17 protein-coding genes are annotated in these 15,852 nt (G+C 43.3%); 6 read left to right on the forward strand and 11 right to left on the reverse strand.

The features are described from left to right. Nucleotides 1-19: 19 nt before the first annotated feature. From A4S05_RS21900 to A4S05_RS21935, 9 genes are all read right to left on the reverse strand, one after another. Nucleotides 20-1,819, reverse strand: a complete 1,800-nt coding sequence (locus A4S05_RS21900) for a P-loop NTPase family protein (RefSeq protein WP_069071910.1) — start codon at nucleotides 1,817-1,819, stop codon at nucleotides 20-22. Beyond that, entirely contained in the window at nucleotides 1,816-2,367 is a 552-nt protein-coding gene (locus tag A4S05_RS21905; RefSeq protein WP_069071911.1) for a hypothetical protein, read from the reverse strand. The genes A4S05_RS21900 and A4S05_RS21905 overlap by 4 nt, the downstream gene beginning before the upstream one ends. 23 nt (nucleotides 2,368-2,390) lie before the next feature. Continuing rightward, the gene (locus tag A4S05_RS21910; RefSeq protein ID WP_069071912.1) at nucleotides 2,391-3,107 is read right to left on the reverse strand and encodes a hypothetical protein; all 717 of its coding nucleotides are present in this window, start codon (nucleotides 3,105-3,107) and stop codon (nucleotides 2,391-2,393) included. Between the two features lie 47 nt (nucleotides 3,108-3,154). After that, nucleotides 3,155-3,535 carry a hypothetical protein gene (locus A4S05_RS21915; RefSeq protein WP_069071913.1) on the reverse strand — a complete coding sequence of 127 codons (381 nt, stop codon included), beginning with the start codon at nucleotides 3,533-3,535 and terminating at the stop codon, nucleotides 3,155-3,157. Between the two features lie 92 nt (nucleotides 3,536-3,627). Further along, a complete protein-coding gene (locus A4S05_RS40495; RefSeq protein ID WP_141699780.1) occupies nucleotides 3,628-3,822 on the reverse strand; it encodes a hypothetical protein in 195 nt (64 codons plus the stop codon). Further along, complete coding sequence (locus A4S05_RS21920; RefSeq protein WP_069071914.1) at nucleotides 3,794-4,069, reverse strand: hypothetical protein; 276 nt, start codon at nucleotides 4,067-4,069, stop codon at nucleotides 3,794-3,796. The genes A4S05_RS40495 and A4S05_RS21920 overlap by 29 nt, the downstream gene beginning before the upstream one ends. Continuing rightward, nucleotides 4,066-4,305, reverse strand: a complete 240-nt coding sequence (locus A4S05_RS21925) for a hypothetical protein (RefSeq protein WP_069071915.1) — start codon at nucleotides 4,303-4,305, stop codon at nucleotides 4,066-4,068. The genes A4S05_RS21920 and A4S05_RS21925 overlap by 4 nt, the downstream gene beginning before the upstream one ends. Beyond that, a complete protein-coding gene (locus A4S05_RS21930) occupies nucleotides 4,302-4,535 on the reverse strand; it encodes a hypothetical protein (protein ID WP_069071916.1) in 234 nt (77 codons plus the stop codon). Before A4S05_RS21930 ends, A4S05_RS21925 begins: the two co-directional genes overlap by 4 nt. A gap of 3 nt (nucleotides 4,536-4,538) precedes the next feature. Further along, nucleotides 4,539-5,654, reverse strand: a complete 1,116-nt coding sequence (locus A4S05_RS21935; RefSeq protein WP_069071917.1) for a ParM/StbA family protein — start codon at nucleotides 5,652-5,654, stop codon at nucleotides 4,539-4,541. Between the two features lie 275 nt (nucleotides 5,655-5,929). On the opposite strand from A4S05_RS21935, the gene A4S05_RS21940 reads away from it, so the two are divergent. From A4S05_RS21940 to A4S05_RS21965, 6 genes are all read left to right on the forward strand, one after another. Beyond that, a complete protein-coding gene (locus tag A4S05_RS21940; RefSeq protein ID WP_158680629.1) occupies nucleotides 5,930-6,109 on the forward strand; it encodes a ribbon-helix-helix domain-containing protein in 180 nt (59 codons plus the stop codon). A gap of 76 nt (nucleotides 6,110-6,185) precedes the next feature. Further along, nucleotides 6,186-6,911, forward strand: a complete 726-nt coding sequence (locus A4S05_RS21945) for a hypothetical protein (protein ID WP_069071919.1) — start codon at nucleotides 6,186-6,188, stop codon at nucleotides 6,909-6,911. 277 nt (nucleotides 6,912-7,188) lie between these two features. After that, nucleotides 7,189-7,428, forward strand: coding sequence for a hypothetical protein (locus A4S05_RS21950; protein ID WP_069071920.1), 240 nt, complete (start codon nucleotides 7,189-7,191; stop codon nucleotides 7,426-7,428). Then, the gene (locus tag A4S05_RS21955; protein WP_069071921.1) at nucleotides 7,428-10,484 is read left to right on the forward strand and encodes a DUF5906 domain-containing protein; all 3,057 of its coding nucleotides are present in this window, start codon (nucleotides 7,428-7,430) and stop codon (nucleotides 10,482-10,484) included. The genes A4S05_RS21950 and A4S05_RS21955 overlap by 1 nt, the downstream gene beginning before the upstream one ends. Before the next feature lie 215 nt (nucleotides 10,485-10,699). After that, nucleotides 10,700-11,176: an ester cyclase gene (locus tag A4S05_RS21960; RefSeq protein WP_069071922.1), complete on the forward strand. Its 477-nt coding sequence runs from the start codon at nucleotides 10,700-10,702 to the stop codon at nucleotides 11,174-11,176. Between the two features lie 201 nt (nucleotides 11,177-11,377). Then, nucleotides 11,378-11,587 (forward strand): hypothetical protein, encoded by a 210-nt coding sequence (locus tag A4S05_RS21965; RefSeq protein ID WP_069071923.1) that lies wholly within the window; start codon nucleotides 11,378-11,380, stop codon nucleotides 11,585-11,587. A gap of 199 nt (nucleotides 11,588-11,786) precedes the next feature. On the opposite strand, the gene A4S05_RS39220 is transcribed toward A4S05_RS21965, so the two are convergent. Next, nucleotides 11,787-15,260 carry an NACHT and WD repeat domain-containing protein gene (locus A4S05_RS39220; RefSeq protein WP_084227206.1) on the reverse strand — a complete coding sequence of 1,158 codons (3,474 nt, stop codon included), beginning with the start codon at nucleotides 15,258-15,260 and terminating at the stop codon, nucleotides 11,787-11,789. Between the two features lie 137 nt (nucleotides 15,261-15,397). Continuing rightward, nucleotides 15,398-15,775 (reverse strand): hypothetical protein, encoded by a 378-nt coding sequence (locus tag A4S05_RS21975; protein WP_069071924.1) that lies wholly within the window; start codon nucleotides 15,773-15,775, stop codon nucleotides 15,398-15,400. Between the last annotated feature and the right edge of the window lie 77 nt (nucleotides 15,776-15,852).

Here is a 15,852-nt window from a genome sequence, read left to right on the forward strand (position 1 = left end):
CACCAGACACAAAGGGCAGTCAAATTTGATTAAGCTTGATAACACCCTCGGCTATCCAGTCCGCCAATCCTGCCCCAACAATCTCGTACATCCAGCCCTTGATTTGCTCAACAGTAAATCTCTCACCGTTCACTTTAAAGTTGCCTTTGAACTCTCTTACATCAGCTTCAATTCGTTCAGTTCTGGTGAGATATTCATACAGCTTTTGCGCCATTGGTGATAGTTTCTTCGGTTCATCTTGGGTATCACCTGCTTTGTTACCAAGATTGAATTCCAGTTCATAAATCCGCTCTAAAGTAGCTTTATCGATAGGGGGATTGGGGTTAGATTCTGCTCGGATACCGTCGCTAAAGTCAGATATTTTCGCTGTCATTTTGGGCAGATTAACATCAAGCCATTCGTTAGAACTATCGAGTTTTACCTTTGCAAAACCAGTAGATTTTGGCTGTAATGTAATCGGGTCAACTTCTGCCAAACATTCAACTTGAAGCATTTTAGAAACGAGATTGTGCAAGCCTTTAATTCCGAATAAACAAGTCTGGGTATTGTTATGAGCTACAACGGTTAAAGGCATCTCTTGTTTACGGCTTTTGGTCAGTGCCAGCTTGCCGAATTTCTCTAATAATTCCGCATCTTTAATGAAGTCGCCGTATGTGGTTGCTTCCTCACAAATTAGTGCGGTTGCTTTACCTTCTGCCCAAAGTTTTTGTCGCCATTGCGACTCACTCAATGATGAATTATTAAAGGTTTTTAACCGTGATTCTAATTCTTGAACGTAATCGCGGATCTGCTGTTCAATATCATCCCAGGAGTGGTAACTTTCAACTCCTCGCCATTCACTACGGTTCGAGTCGGGGTCAAGGACAATCACCTTATAACCTGCCTGTTTTTTCTCTTTGACAACGTAACGGGCTAGCCAACTTTTACCGCCCCCTTGGTTGCCCCATATCAGCGCAGTTTGTTTAATTAGGTTTTGCACCCATGCCGTTTTATTGTCCTGTGGTGCGATTGCTCCTGGCTCTGCCCCAGTAACCTTGTCGTTGGGGTCAATCGTCCCCTGTAAAGTCTGACTCCCTTGTAAGTAAGGCGTTTTCATCTCACGAAGCTGCTTGATGTAATCTGCCTTCTGTTGCTCGGTCATCCCAGCCGTCTGCGCCTCAAAAATAGCGTCAGTTGCCTCCATCTGGGTAACTTCAATCTCAGTGTGGGCGTAAATCTCGGCTTTTTGTATGTCAACAGTGCGGTCATTGGCGATTAGATCCAAGTCAGCTTGTAGTTGGACTTCTGCGATCGCAACGTCTCGGCAACTCTCTAGTAGCTCGGAACGTGCGGCCATCTCTGCCTTTGCTGCGTCCCGTTTTTGGGCGATGTCTTCAAAAACTGCTCTCTGCTTCTCTTCCGATTGGCAGTGCCGCAGCATCCACCCAGCAAGCGCAAACCCCAGGAATCCCCCAAACGCCCAAAACGGTTTGTAAGGGTTAGTTGCCTTTACCAGCCCATTAACCCCCATAGCTGGGTCACGCACTACTTGACGCGGCATTCCTTCTAGCTTCCACTGCTCCCAGTAATGGGGGGTCATGCGGAATGGTCTGTTATTCTTGTCCTGACATACCAATTTTTTCTGGGGAGTCCGAAGGCAGAAATAAATGCGGTCGCTTGACTCCCCTTTCCACGCCATCGCAGCCGAGCTAATTCCTACAGTCAAACTCAGCCCAATTGCAACAGCTTTTTTATCCATCGGTAACTGTCCGAACCACTTCATTAAACCCGATTGTTGCGACTCGGATAAAGTTTTATGTTTCTCAGATAGATAATTCATTTACCTCTTTTACCACCAAATAGAAAAAACATTAATATCGCTAGAAATATGCCCACTCCTGCACCATCCATCCAACTTGAAGATTCAGCAGTTTTTGGCTTATAAACCGACTCAATTGAAGTCTTAACTGTACTAGTAGAAGTTCTCGCTTCATTCCATTCACTAATCGGTTCAGATAGCGCACACAATAACGCCAGTGATGCACTGCAACCAGTCATTAGATTAGTGACAAAATTATTGAACCCTTCACCTGTTGCAGTGGCAGTAAAATACAGATGTGCAGTACCTACAGCTAAGAACATTCCAACAGGGTGAACCTGCAATAGGTGAAAGGTAAAAATAACAGCACTGTTTAAGCAACTGCCAGCGACAATTTCACAGGCATTACCAGCACGTCTAAAAGTTCTACCTCTGTTGTTTTCTGGTAGTGGTGGTGGTTGTTCGGGTTGTTGATGCTGCTGATGTTGTTGTTGTGATTTCTGGGCCAGCCCTTCATGCAAGAAAGGGCTGACGCTATGAGGATCTTCATTTCGTTTCCTTACTAGCATCAGCCTTGCCTTTTAACTAATAGTTATCTGTCGCCTAGTTTCTGCCACAAGTTACCCAGCATTGCACCCCAACCGCGAACTGTTCCCGTTGCCGAAACACTAGAAGATGGTGCATGATTTTGGGATTGAATCGGTATAACTTCCTGGGGTGTTTGGTTTGGCTCTAATGCTCGTGAACCATACCGCGCACGGGCTAAAAGTTGTTGGCGTTTCTCTCTTAGTCCTGTTGTGATGGCTTGCCGTTCTGCTTGCACAACTTGCTTATTTTCGATGCCGCTAATCTTGTTTTCATGTCTCCACAATTCTGCTTGTAAATCTTGATGTAGTTGGGCTGCAACTTCGGTCAGTGCGTGTTTACGTTTCTGATCAATTCGCAGTAGATCCGCTCTATCTTGGGCATCTATTTTACTCATCTCTGAATCAAATTCAGAGTTTAGTTTGCGAATTTTGGCGATAGCACCCGCAACGTGAGAGCCATATTGTTTACGAAGTTCGACCCAGGTTACTTGTCCTTTGGTCAGCTTCTCCATTGCCTCAAAGACGACCTTAGCATTGTCCAGAAATGGTTCTAATCTGTCAGATAATTCTTGGGCATTATTCGCATAATCGGCAAACTGTTCGAGCTTATTTATATCCGAAAGATAGCCCAGAATATCAGACTCAAACCCTCCCCATGCTTGCGCTTTTTCATCAATATGGCTTGCATGACCAACTACCGGATTACGTATTGCAAAATCCATTACTGAACCTCCTAATAAGGTATGTTGTCGTAGTCGATATCGCTCGACTATTGAGGCACTTCATCCCAGTAACCCATGTCTTCAAATCGGCTATAAATTCTCGTTGCTAATTGCCTTACGGGGTCGTCCAAATCATCAGAGATTAAATCAAATCTGTTGGAGCCAAACGCCAAGATATTTGCAATGTCAGCGTCAATCCCATTACCCAAGAATTGACCAAATGCAGCAGAGTATGGATGGTCATCAATGGTTTCATGAGTTGCTAAGAATTCCGTTCCAGTGAGGGGTAAGTAAAGGCTGCAAAGAAAACTATTTATTTCGCGCTTCGTAGCTGTTGGGTTAAGAGCCTTAAATTGCTGGAGTTTCAAAGCATTATCAGTGAAAGAACAGCGTCCCCAATCATTGGGATTTCTATAATCGAGTGCCATGCTGCTAAAATCCTTGTAACGATGTGTACTTGATGCACTTTCGGATGAGGCGATTGCACTTACTTTGCTCGGTCAGGGCAATCGCTTCATCATCAGTTCTCACAAAACTCAACAAGTTCAAAAACCTCCCTCTGCACTTGGTTTTGGTTTAATTCTTTGCGTCTGCCTTTCGAGTCATTGAATATGAAAGGGGCATTGACTCGACAATTAGAGCGATGGCTGTAGCGCAGTTGTTGACCACGAAATTGGTAGAGGTGATTACGCTGTAAGGCTGTCGTTGAAAGCATAAGTTTGTCCCTCAACTTGCGAATAGAACTCAATATTTAGAATCGCTTCGTGAATCTCCATCAAGGCTTGGACTGCATCGCCCATTTTTAGGTCATTCGATGTACTGAACCGTTCGGACGCTTCGATTTGTTTGTAATTGGGAGATGCTTGCACGAACCTAAGAGTCTGTTCGCAACCCAAGATGATGGTCATGATTTCGGTTGTTGTTAGCGATGGTTGTGTCTGCATGGTGTCTTGGTTGCTCATGACTTCCTTCCTTTTCTTTGGGTTTTCATCGGTGTGGGTTGGGGTTCTGGCTGATTACTTGGGGCTTGTGGCTGACTCGGCTTTTGCAGTACATAGCTGATAGCCCCTCCACCCCCCACGGCTGCGGCGATGGTGAACATATTGTTACGACCGAAGTACTGCACTCCGAAATAGCCAAAAGCGATCGCTGTTGCACCAATGCCTAAAACCGTGTTTCTGAATGTGGTTCTGTTCATGCTGCCCCTTTGAAATTAGTGACCATTGCGCTAAGTGCCGATTTATTGGGCTGTGTAGATTGCGGTGTTTCAACTTTGGGCGATGCTTGCACATTGCCGTGTTGAAAAATCAGCTTCTCTACACCTGCTGATAATGCTTGTGTGGGCGCGTCTTGGGGTAAATCAAAAATCTTGCACAATTCAATTACTGCTAGGTAGGAAATGGTTATACGCCGAGATTCGTAATTCATTGATCAGGCTCCTAGAGATATTTGAGTTAATAGCTTCAACCCCAAGGCATTGATGAATTGGGGATTGTTCAAAATCACAAAGCCTAAACCGGCTAAGTTCTGATCCACCACTGGCAAGGAAACACCCCCACCCCAGGCGACAAGGTATTTCGCTCGGTCTAGATAATTGCCAGCAGTCACAAAGTTGGCGAATTTCTCAATCCTGTTACTCCACCACTCATCTAGGCACTGGCTGTACTCTGCCTCGAACTTTTTACCAGTCAGGTGGTTGCCGCCATAAGTGAAAGTCCCTTCAATAATCCCTTGGTTTACTAAGCTGGGTGAGTGCTTCACATCCTTGGACAACAGACTCACTCGGTCGTTTCGCTTGTCGAGAGCTTCTGCAATCATGGTATGCAGTTCACCGCAACCACCCTCTATCAGGTGTCTGTCAATCACTGCACCACTGCCGTTGAACACGGTTACAAGCCACGTTGATGAACCGATATCGAGTGCGATCGCTAATTCTGAGGGGTCAAGTACCAGAGATGCTTCACCGAATAAGCAGTGGGCAATGCTGCCAAACCCTTCGGGGTAAATGCCTGTAACAACAATCTCAACTGTTTTGCTGACAATGGAGCGAGTTACAGGATGCAGATGTTGGAAGGTGTGAACCCCTTGAACTCTGCGTTTAATCTCCTCTCCCCAGCGTTCCGGGTTATGGTTGCTCAAACTAATCGAAAGCTTGACCCCATCGGGAATATTGAGAACCGCTAAGTCTGCAAGAATGCTTTCTAGTGCCAGTTCTGCTTTTTTCGCCTTATCTTCGTGCAGCAAGGTGTGGTCACTTTGAGCTAGAGCCGCACTGCCCCAGAAGAATTGAACATCTTTTAAGTCCAGGCGTGAACCTTCTACATAACGCAGCCATGCCCCATCTTTTGAGATAGTTTCGTGGTGCATGATGTTTCGGTTGCGAACAAGTGAGTATGCGGCTGGCATCATGATCGAAAAATCACCGATGATTGCCTTGCCATACCCTGCACCTGAGTCTTTTCCGGCGATCAGGTCAGTTAGCCCTGATTTGGCTAACAAGTCTGCTTGAACGAGCCAATTTTTGGCATTGGAATATATAGCTGTCATGGTTCAGATGATTGTTAAAGTCTTGATTTTTCTGGCTTTGGAGAATTTAGAGGCTGAATCGCCTTAAATCCACACATCCAGTTAGGGGTTAGCCATAGCATCACTTTCTGGCTTCTATTGCCTTTGTTGAGTGGCTGTTTTTGGCTTGATAATGCTATGGTAGCAAAGTGTGCATTTTGCGTCAACTGCTACGAAGTAGTAAAATGCTACTGTCTAACAAGAAATAAACTAATGGGAGGAAGTAGTATTCTATGAATTGTTCACAGAATGAGATTATGAGTAAACGAATATCGGTTGTGCTGCCAGATGATATAGGAGAAGCTGTAGAGAACATGGCAGAGTCAGAAATGCGATCGCTTAGTCAGATGGGAGCAATCCTAATCGCTGAAGCAGTAAAATCTCGGCAAGGTGAAACACCAGCACCGAAGGACAAAAAAGATAAGGGTACACCATGACTGACGAAAGCCACAAGCATTAGAATCAGTACAGTTCGTGCTGATTTTAGATCATCATTAATGTTTAAAGTCTCCAATGACTACCCTGAAAGACCCAACAGCAAATTTTCAACTCCCACTGCACAACGAAGCAGCGTTTGAAAAAATTAGGGAGGCGATAGATTATCAATCCACCGTTGCTCTAGCGGCTGGTGGTCTTGCGCTGGGTACGGGTGGTGCCATGCATCCGTTAGGTTGGTTAATTTTTGGATTGGCTTACAAGCCGTTGGTAGTAACTCAAAAACTGGTAAGGTTACAAAGATTAGGAACCTCAATTTTCCACGAGTTTGAAAACGAAGGAGTGCAAGTTTTCCCAACACTTCCGGTAGAAAACAACAACCCTATCGACTTGTTTGTGAGATTTCCACGAACAACTCACCTGTTTATCTCGATCCGGTCAAAAGGAGATAGGGAAATTGTCTACAACGAAGCAAGAGAGGTTTTACAGGTCAAGCGCAAAGATAATAATGGATTGAAACTATGGAACCCTTGCCCACTGGTTGAGTTAGCAGATTATGAAAAGTGGCTCAACAAGAACAAAGATAAGTTTTTGATGACCTCCCGTGAGGCTCAAAAGACTCCCACAGCAAAAGTTTTGGTTTTATGTCCTCCCACTAAGGCATCGCCAAATCACAAGGAACATCTTTATACGGAGATAGGAGATATGAGAGTTCTAGTTCTCAGGAGAAAAGGCAGTGCATTTGTCATTACAGAGTCGGAAGTCAACAACTTTGTTAGGGCTTGGTTATCCAAGTACAAGTAGGCTAAAAGTTGAAAACCTCGTTTCCCGTTGGGAGACCGAGGTTTTCAGATTTTCATTCAATTGGAATTGGGAATTGGGTTTGGTCGCCTAATTAATATCCCTAATAGTAATTTTATCTTACACGATCAGGTGTAAAGCCAATGTAATACTGGCTCACCAGATGTCAACAGCGTTTCAGGAATTTTAGCAAAGCGTGATTTTTGAACGTTTGTACTAGAAGATTACTGCCACGGGATAGCTCCAATTCCTCCAACCCACATAATGGAGGATTTGTAAAGTGTCAAAAAAACAGCTATTTCATACTGAAACTACCAGCAAGCTGCTATTCGCAACTATTGTTAACGCTTGCCCCCACTGCGGTAAACCAGACTGGTGCTACTCAATCTTGTCTTTTACAGTCTGGAACAGCGATCGCTTTCATCAGCCTAACTATGCACTGGCTCAACCGAAACAATCGCCAACTTATGTATTAAGCAATTGTCAAAAATTAAATAATGTTCAAGGAGGTATCGCGTAATGGTTGCACAATTCTCCAATCAGCAAGCACTCGCCTCCTTTGATATTCGCAATTTTGTAGACCAGCTAGAACCAGCCAGAGAGAAAAATAAATACATCTGCCCAGTTTGTGGCGGGAATGACTTATCTATTGTCCCAGAAACCGGGAAGTACAGATGCTTCAATAATTGTGAGTGTAAGGACATCAGAGAGGCGATTAAACCCTGGGCTGAAGTGGTGGCAGAAAGGGCAGGGGCTAATTACACTCCATCCCTAAACCGTTTGGCAGCAAAGCCCAAGAGAATCTTGCCTAAACCAGCACCAATTCCAGATGGTGAATTAGCACTGGTGATGTTGACCCAAGCGGCGACTGACATACCCCAAACTCAAAACATAACTTGCAAGCTCCCAAAGGGAATACCAGGGAACGCAACACAAACAATCTATCCTTACTCACAAACCCAATGGGTAATTCGCTATGAATGGGCGGATTACATCAAAGAGAAGGGAAAAGATAAATCCTTCCGCCAATGGCACAGGCTCCCGGACGGCACTCCAGAGATGAGAAAAGGGGATGAACCCTGGAAAGCTTACCGCATTGATGAAGCGATCGCCGCCGCTAAATCTGTGGCAGGAACCCCGGCACTACTCCAACACGAAGGGGAGGGGTGCGTAGAAGTTGGTCGAGAGCATGGGCTTGCTGGATTTACCTTCCAAGGTAGTGCCTGGGACAAAAAATCAATCCTGCCAGAATACCAACTTATCAAGGATTCAGGCATAGGATTAATCGTTTTCCTGCATGACCCCGATGACACTGGGTTAAAGAAACTCCAGACTTGCCAGGAATGTGCCAACGAGGTGGGGATTGCATTTATTGGAATTAACCCTCACGACATCTGCCCCGATTTACCATATAAATCAAGTGACATCAAAGAAATCTTGGGGCAGATGGAAGTACCAGAATTTATCCGCAGGCTAGAAGAGGAGATCCACGCGGCTGTGGCGCAGCGATGCCTACAGCAAGCTGCGCTAACGCAACAAGCAGAGGTAAATGTCATCGATGACGATGATGACCAAAATCCTGTTGTAGCCTTCACTCAGCAAGCTTTTCAAGCTCTCTACGGAGATAAGAACTGGATTTGTGCTGCTGATAAGCTTTACTACCACACTGGCAATCACTATAAACACTCTCCAGATTCCACAGAACGCAAAAGAATCTACGACTTTTGCAATTCCTTTGTGGTCGAGAACGAACAGGGTAAAAAGTCTTGTCCCTATGCTTCACCTAGTTCAGTCAAGAAGGTTTTGGAATGGGTAAAAATGGGGACAGAAATTGACCCAGAACTAATCAATCCTCCTGGCGTAAATTGCACTAATGGGATAGTCCGGGTTGAGTGGGAAGGCAGGGATTTTACAATAAGATTAGACCCGCATACGCCCCAGGACTACTTCATTTATGAACCGTTAATTGAATATGACCCGTCGGCTGACGATACATATTGTGAGCAACTTTTAGCTTGCTTAGACAAGCCACAACAAGAAATATTTCTTAGAAATATTGCTGCATCCCTTGACCTTCAAACTGTTAGAAAATTTAGAGGGAGAGAGGTAAAAGCAATGTTTGCAATTGGTCTTGGTTCTAATGGTAAAGATGCTCTGCGCGAATGTGTATCAACCATTTATGGGAAAAACGGATTAACTTCTGTTTCTTTGGGTGACTTTCAATCTTATGACGAAGGCAGAAAATTCGGACTAGCCCCACTTATATATAGTCGAATTAATTGGGCTTCTGAAAACCCACAAACATCTAGGATTGACAGACTCCAAAGCCTAAAATTATTTGTCACTGGAGATACATTACATTGCGAACAGAAAGGGAAAGACCATATAGAATTCTCTTCTAACGCAATAGGTGTTTTCAACTTAAACGAGACTCCCGCTTTTCAAGGCGTAATCCAAGCAATCAAAGATAGAATTGCAATTCTAGAATTCAAGAAAACCTTTGTAGATAATCCTGACCCCAATAATCCAAACGAGATAAAAGGCGACCCTCGATTTCGCTACGACCAAGATTTCATTAGAACAAAATTAGCTCCCGCATTCCTAAATAGAATCTTAAAAGCTCTTAATAACCTTATAGAGTCAGGTATCGATTATGAATGCACAACCGACGCTTTCCGCAACCTTCAGAGAGAGAATAATCATCTTTTTGACTTCATTGAAGATGAAAAACTGGGTTACGTCGAAGGTGGGGAGATGTCGGCAAGTGCTTTGTGGATGTTGCTGGAGAACTGGTACAAGCAGAATGGCACATTAACTATAGATGAAAACAACCGCAGGACATGGATTGACCAAGTACGACCCAGCGATAAAAACGTGAAAGGCATCAACCAAGTCATTGCTCGAATCGCTCAACTCTTCCCGAAGGCAGTCAAGGCAAGTCGGTATTGTGATGTTCGGAAAAAACAGATTCCAATTCTCAAAGGCATCGGAATTATTGAGAATACCCGCCCCATTATTGAGAATACCCGCCCCATACCCGCCCCACTACCCGCCCCAGAAACCCAGTCACAGCAAGCAACCCGCCCCACCCGCCCCAGTTTTTCTAATTTTGGAGAAAACAATGAAGAGTCAGATATGAAAATTGAATTGCTTTCTCCGACAATGGAAAAAGAAGAATATGTAACCCCAACTGGGGCGGGTGAGGCGGAAGTCTTACAGGATAAGGAAAACTGGGGCGGGGACAGGGGCGAAACTGGGGCGGGTAGCTCCCAAACTGGGGCGGGTAGCTCCCAAACTGGGGCGGGTAGCTCCCCAAGTTGTGCGGAAAAGCTAGAAAGTGGTGCGGGTGAATCCGAGTCGGTGCGATCTTCCGAAGATTCCAAGGTTTTAGCCTCAGAAGCGATCGCTTGTATCTTGGAATCCCCTAATCCAAGTTTGGAAGTGATTAAAGAGATTTTGAGCGAAATGGAAATCTCTTCTTATTTAGAACTGCACGGGTTTTTGACCTTGGGTGAATTCGCGCAACTTGAGATGCTAATACCAGTCGCCGAGAGGGAGGTTCACTTTGGCTCATAAAAATGGGTGGTCACTGCCACCCGTTAGCTTACTGTTTTATAAAAAAACTACTTAAGGGTATCCGCCGTTCGCTATATTTACCCCAACAAACGGAATTGTTTGTTGGGAACTCGGTTGAAGTGCGATCGCTGAGGTAGTGTTTTCAAGTCGGTTAGAAAGCCCGGTTAAGTTCTCGTAATCACCGCGTTACAATCTAGTTCAAAACGAAATTTTGTATGCTGACTGAACAAAACAAAGCCCTCGTTCTCCAGTTCTACAAAGCTTTTGACGATCGCAAAATGGAGCAAGCCTTAGAGCTTTTGGCTCCAAACTTTGTTGCTCATCTAGCGGGTGTACCTGAGCCATTGGACGGGGCAGGGTTTAAGCAGTTTGGGATGTCGTTTTATTTAGCCTTCGGTCAGGGACAGCACATTTTTGATGAGGTTATTGTTTCAGGCGATAGGGTTGTAACGTGTGGAAGATTCACAGCCACACATCTTGGAGAATTTCAAGGTCTTCCGCCAACAGGTAAACAAATCAATTTGTCGATCATGCACATCGATCGAGTCGAGTCGGGAAAGATCGTGGAGCATTGGGGGCAAGGCGATGCACTCGGATTGATGCAGCAGTTAGGGATTGTTTTCTTACCCGCTCCGAAGCTACTACCATATATTCTGAAAGGAGTTGTATCCAAACTGTTTAGGAAAGCCTGAAAGTAGTTGCCAGTGGCAGAATAACCCGCTTGCACCCGACTGCTGACAGATGCTTGGTTGAGTCCGAGAGGTTGCTAGCAGGGGGTGAAACGGAACGTTATACCGCTAAAATTCTCGATGAGAGGTTAATTTATACCTGTCTGCAACTTAATAAATTCAGCCATCAATGATTTGTGCTGAGTATTCCTTAACCAAAAACCTATGATTCGACTGATTACGCCCAGTGACACACCTACCTTGATAGCTTTGGCGGAAGCGTCTGGGTTATTCGAGCCAAATCAAACCGAAGAACTCGCCCAAATGCTGGAGCAACACTTCAATAGCGAACTGGAGAGTCAAGATTTGTGGTTTACCGACGACGATAATGGGGGTAAATATAGCGTAGCTGACACTAGGGGCAAGATAGGTTGAAAGTATTACTGTATAAGGTTTTAAGCTATCGCATTAGATAAATCATCCAAGCCTTGTTTGCTTCTTGTTAGACAAGGCTGTAACGAAAGAATAAGGGTTTCAGTCGTGTCATTTGCATACTACAAACCTCGGTTTTCGGTAAATTTGTACTATTTTACCCCTGGTGTCAGCTACGCTATATTTACGCCTAATAGCGAGTTTAATACTTGGGCTGCTTCCCTTGTTCCACAACAATTGCTCCTATATTGGCTTCAGCAGTAGGCTCATTACCGACTCGCCACCAACCTAAAGCTCCCTGTTCGCATCCATAAGCTTGGGCATAACGGAAGCGAATGTAATAAGTTCCTGGTTCTTTGGGTGCCTTTAGGGTGAACTTGTTTGAGCCTGAACCCTTGATACCTCCATCGTAGATACAGGCTTGAGCGCTATTTTGACCAACGATACCCACAATAATTTGATTAATAGATCCCGGCTGACAGTCAGGACAATCATAAATGTAATTAGCCGATCCATTAATCTTTTCTCCAGGAGCAACACTTATAACATTACTTTTGTTGTTAAGTATGAAATCAGTGAGCTTCACTTGACCAGAAGTTGCATTATTAGGTAGTGTAGGTGGAGCTACTTCAGTATTATTTTGTTCTTCACTGTCAATTGAAGCCATAGCTGCCTGTTGTTGTGCTTTTGCTAAGGCTTCTGGATCAATGCGTAAATTGGAATTGACCTTTTGGGCTTGTTTGAAACTATCCGTGGCTTTCGCAAGATTGCCTCCTCGTGCCATTGCTTTACCCTGATTGACTAAAAATTGGGCTGTTTCGATGTTGTCCCAGCCGTATTTCTGGCAAGTTTTGCTAGCATCTCTAGTTTCTTCAGTTTCACCTTTGACAAGAACAGAATGGAAAAGTAATCTATTGCACGCTAGTTTTAACGAAGCTTTATAATCTTCCGAGTTAGAAACTTTTTCGTTGAGAGTTCTGAGATTCCACAACCGTACTGTTTTGTCCCAACTTCCAGTAACAATATAATCTTTACCTAGCGGGCTAAAGGCAACTGAGGTAAGTTTATCGTCATGTCCTAAAAAGGGTTGTCCAATTAAATTACCTTCCAAATCTCTCACTTGCACAGTTTTTCCACTGGCAATGGCAATAGACTTGCTATCTGGACTGAAAGCAACCGAAACGATATCACTTTCACGGATAGTTTTATCTATCTTTTTTTTCTGAAAATCTATCAACTTGACTGTGTTATCTACACCACTAGTAACGATGTATTTTCCATCGGGGCTGATAGCCAATGAACTGACACCATATATGTGTGCTTCAATAGGTTTTGCAATAGAGTTACCTTTTCTGTCCCAAAATTGCAACGTATCACTAGCAATAACGATTGTCTGTCCATCAGGACTAAAAGCAACTGATTTGATCTGTCGCCCCTTAAGTTTTAAGAAAGGTTGAACGACATTGCCCTTCAAATCCCACAATCTCATTCCATCATCACCACTGCTGATAATGTACTGACTATCAGGACTAAAGGCGACTGATCTGACTACCCCTTGGTGTCCTTTGAAGGGTTTACCGATAGAGTTGCCCTCTAAATTCCATAACCGTACTGTCTTATCAGAACTGCCAGTAACTATATAACGTCCATCCGGGCTAAAATTGATCGTATTAACATAATCTTCATGTCCCCTGAAGGGCTTACCAACAGGATAACCATCTAAATCCCATAACCTTACTGTTTTGTCTTCACTGCTACTAGCGATGTAATTTCCATCTGGGCTAAAGGTTACTGAAGTGACATTCTGCTTATGTCCTGTAAGAATGTTTCTTTCTACAGGTTTTTGTAGCAAATCAAATAAGGTAGAACTAACTGAGTCTAGAACTTTTTTTAATTTGTCTTGGCTTTCACCAGTCAGCTTAACTGCTGTAACTAACCCGTCTAAAGGCTTCTTTAATCTTGCCTTAGCAGCTTGCTCACCCAGACCTGCAATAGTTGCTTGTTTAAAGGCATATACGCTTGTGGAGATAGCTAATACAAGTGCTATAGTAGTTCCAGAAAGTAATGACCTCAAAATGAATATCTGGCGTTTCTCTCGTTGAATAATTTGATTTTGCCATGCAAGGCTAGCATCAATAAATTGCTTTTCTTCTGTTGTAAAACCACCAACATTTTTAAAAGCATCTTTATTTTTCAACTCCATAATTTGATTTAATCTGGAGCCTTTTAAAAGTTCATCTTTAGCTTTAGATTCATTTCCTCTACGAATTCTTTGCCAACGCCTTGCTTCACTAGCCAACCAATTTTTGAGAATAATTGCTTCTTTTTCCTCTTCAATCCACCTTTTTAAGGTATCCCATGAGGTTAGCAAAATTTCATGAGCAATCTCCACTGTAGCTGCTTGATTTTGACTATTGTTAAGTAGTAATCTTTCTTGACTTATAAAATCATAATTACTGACCAGGATATTTTCATTAATAAACTTATTAAGAATATTTTCTACTGATTTATTAGTAAATTCATTTCGATAAGCCCTTCTACTAACTGCTTTACTACCTAAATCAGTATCAACAATATTCACTAATCTCACAAAAACTTGCTTAGTGACTATTTGTTCATCTTGATTTAGATTTTGATAAATCTGATTAATCCGCTTTTGTAACGCTCCTCTTACACCCTCTAACACTGCATAACTTTTCTTGTTTAAGGTGCGGTCTTCGATATTAGGACGACCATCAGCACCGAGACTTTTACATTCACTTTCCCAAAGCAAATTCAGGGTGTACTGCAATAAGGGAAGATAACCTTTTTGTCCCTCTATTTCTTTGATAATTTGTTCAACCAACCCTTCTTCAAACACGACCCCATGCTTGAGTGCTGGCTGCTCGAGCGCCTGTCGCAGTTCATCTGGATACATCTCAGTCACCAGATGAATATTATTTTGATTGGCAATAATACCTAGATCGGGATAGAAACTAAATTGCTCCAGAAAGTCAGACCGCATTGCCAGTACAATCTTGACAGAACTATTTTCAGACTTGGCAACCTGGACAAGACCTGAAATAAAGTTTTTGCGTTTGTCTGCATCATCACAAATAGTGAACAATTCTTCAAATTGATCGACAAAAATTAGCCACCGTTCTTCCTCCTTCTTTAAGGTGCTAATCACTTTAGTTAGGGTATCTGCCTTTGCTTCTAGGGCAACCTCGACTGACGATTTACTGAAGCTATAGTCCTTCTCCTCACTGAGTAAACAACGATATAGGGAATCAAAGGGATCTTGATTGGGCGTAAAGATGAAGTCATAAAATGTTTGAGACTCCAGAGATTTCTTCAACTCAGGAATTAACCCCGCACGCACAACAGAAGATTTGCCACTCCCAGAAGCTCCTAAAACTAAACTCAGGCTACTTCGATTCACTGCCTCAAATAATCTAGTAATAAGCTTATCTCTACCGAAAAAGCGATCTCTGTCTTTGAAGTTAAACCTTTTGAGTCCCTGATAAGGTGAATTCTTATTCAGTTTTCGCTGCGTGACTACCTCAAGCGAAGACTGGATAATCTGAGTCTCAATAATGTTCTGAACTGGTGCGAAGGTCAAGTCACGACCAACGTTAGTATCCTTAACAAGGTTATCTTGTTCTTGAGATTGGCGCTTTGAAATTGGCTGGCTCATAGTACTGGTATCTCCCATGCTTTAGCGACCAGAGGCGCAACTTATGCTGTCGGTTCAGCTAAAGCCAACACCTCCTCTAATCTTTGTTTAATTGGTCAAGTTTTATCTGACCCTTAGTTAGTTAGATTCCGACTTCCTTAACTCTTCTTACCTTCTTGAGTTGGCTTAAATTCAAAGTTTCCACCAACATTTACGCCGCTCACCGTGTTGGTTTGAGTTTGATTGATTATTTCCTGCCCTCCAGGTTGTTCTTTGATCTTGTCGAGTAAATCTTGAGCTAACTGAAGCATCTCAGGATCATCTTTGACCTTAGCGATTTCAACTTCTTCTTGCACTGTGGCTTTGCGAGCTTCAGAGTCAGGCTTTTTTTCTAATTTATCGACGGCATCAACAAGGTCACTTTCAGAACCACATTTTTTTTTCAAAGCTGCTTTAAGTGCGCTGTAGCCGTCTTTGATAGCATCCTTGCTTAGATTAGCCAGAGCAGCCACAATAGCTGTTGTTATAACATCCATAGTTCATCTTTAAAGGGTAAATGGATTGATACATTTAGAAGCAGGTTATTATGCGTATTCATTTCGAGATGAGCGGA

Source organism: Nostoc sp. KVJ20, assembly GCF_001712795.1.
GTDB lineage: Bacteria > Cyanobacteriota > Cyanobacteriia > Cyanobacteriales > Nostocaceae > Nostoc.

Bases quoted from the DNA above. Each gene is read 5' to 3' on its own strand.
- A4S05_RS39220 (WP_084227206.1), bottom strand. From the start codon at position 15,260: ATGAGCCAGCCAATTTCAAAGCGCCAATCTCAAGAACAAGATAACCTT.
- A4S05_RS21920 (WP_069071914.1), bottom strand. From the start codon at position 4,069: ATGAGCAACCAAGACACCATGCAGACACAACCATCGCTAACAACAACC.
- A4S05_RS21960 (WP_069071922.1), top strand. From the start codon at position 10,700: ATGCTGACTGAACAAAACAAAGCCCTCGTTCTCCAGTTCTACAAAGCT.
- A4S05_RS40495 (WP_141699780.1), bottom strand. From the start codon at position 3,822: ATGCTTTCAACGACAGCCTTACAGCGTAATCACCTCTACCAATTTCGT.
- A4S05_RS21915 (WP_069071913.1), bottom strand. From the start codon at position 3,535: ATGGCACTCGATTATAGAAATCCCAATGATTGGGGACGCTGTTCTTTC.
- A4S05_RS21975 (WP_069071924.1), bottom strand. From the start codon at position 15,775: ATGGATGTTATAACAACAGCTATTGTGGCTGCTCTGGCTAATCTAAGC.
- A4S05_RS21940 (WP_158680629.1), top strand. From the start codon at position 5,930: ATGAGTAAACGAATATCGGTTGTGCTGCCAGATGATATAGGAGAAGCT.
- A4S05_RS21935 (WP_069071917.1), bottom strand. From the start codon at position 5,654: ATGACAGCTATATATTCCAATGCCAAAAATTGGCTCGTTCAAGCAGAC.
- A4S05_RS21900 (WP_069071910.1), bottom strand. From the start codon at position 1,819: ATGAATTATCTATCTGAGAAACATAAAACTTTATCCGAGTCGCAACAA.
- A4S05_RS21905 (WP_069071911.1), bottom strand. From the start codon at position 2,367: ATGCTAGTAAGGAAACGAAATGAAGATCCTCATAGCGTCAGCCCTTTC.
- A4S05_RS21965 (WP_069071923.1), top strand. From the start codon at position 11,378: ATGATTCGACTGATTACGCCCAGTGACACACCTACCTTGATAGCTTTG.
- A4S05_RS21945 (WP_069071919.1), top strand. From the start codon at position 6,186: ATGACTACCCTGAAAGACCCAACAGCAAATTTTCAACTCCCACTGCAC.
- A4S05_RS21925 (WP_069071915.1), bottom strand. From the start codon at position 4,305: ATGAACAGAACCACATTCAGAAACACGGTTTTAGGCATTGGTGCAACA.
- A4S05_RS21910 (WP_069071912.1), bottom strand. From the start codon at position 3,107: ATGGATTTTGCAATACGTAATCCGGTAGTTGGTCATGCAAGCCATATT.
- A4S05_RS21930 (WP_069071916.1), bottom strand. From the start codon at position 4,535: ATGAATTACGAATCTCGGCGTATAACCATTTCCTACCTAGCAGTAATT.
- A4S05_RS21955 (WP_069071921.1), top strand. From the start codon at position 7,428: ATGGTTGCACAATTCTCCAATCAGCAAGCACTCGCCTCCTTTGATATT.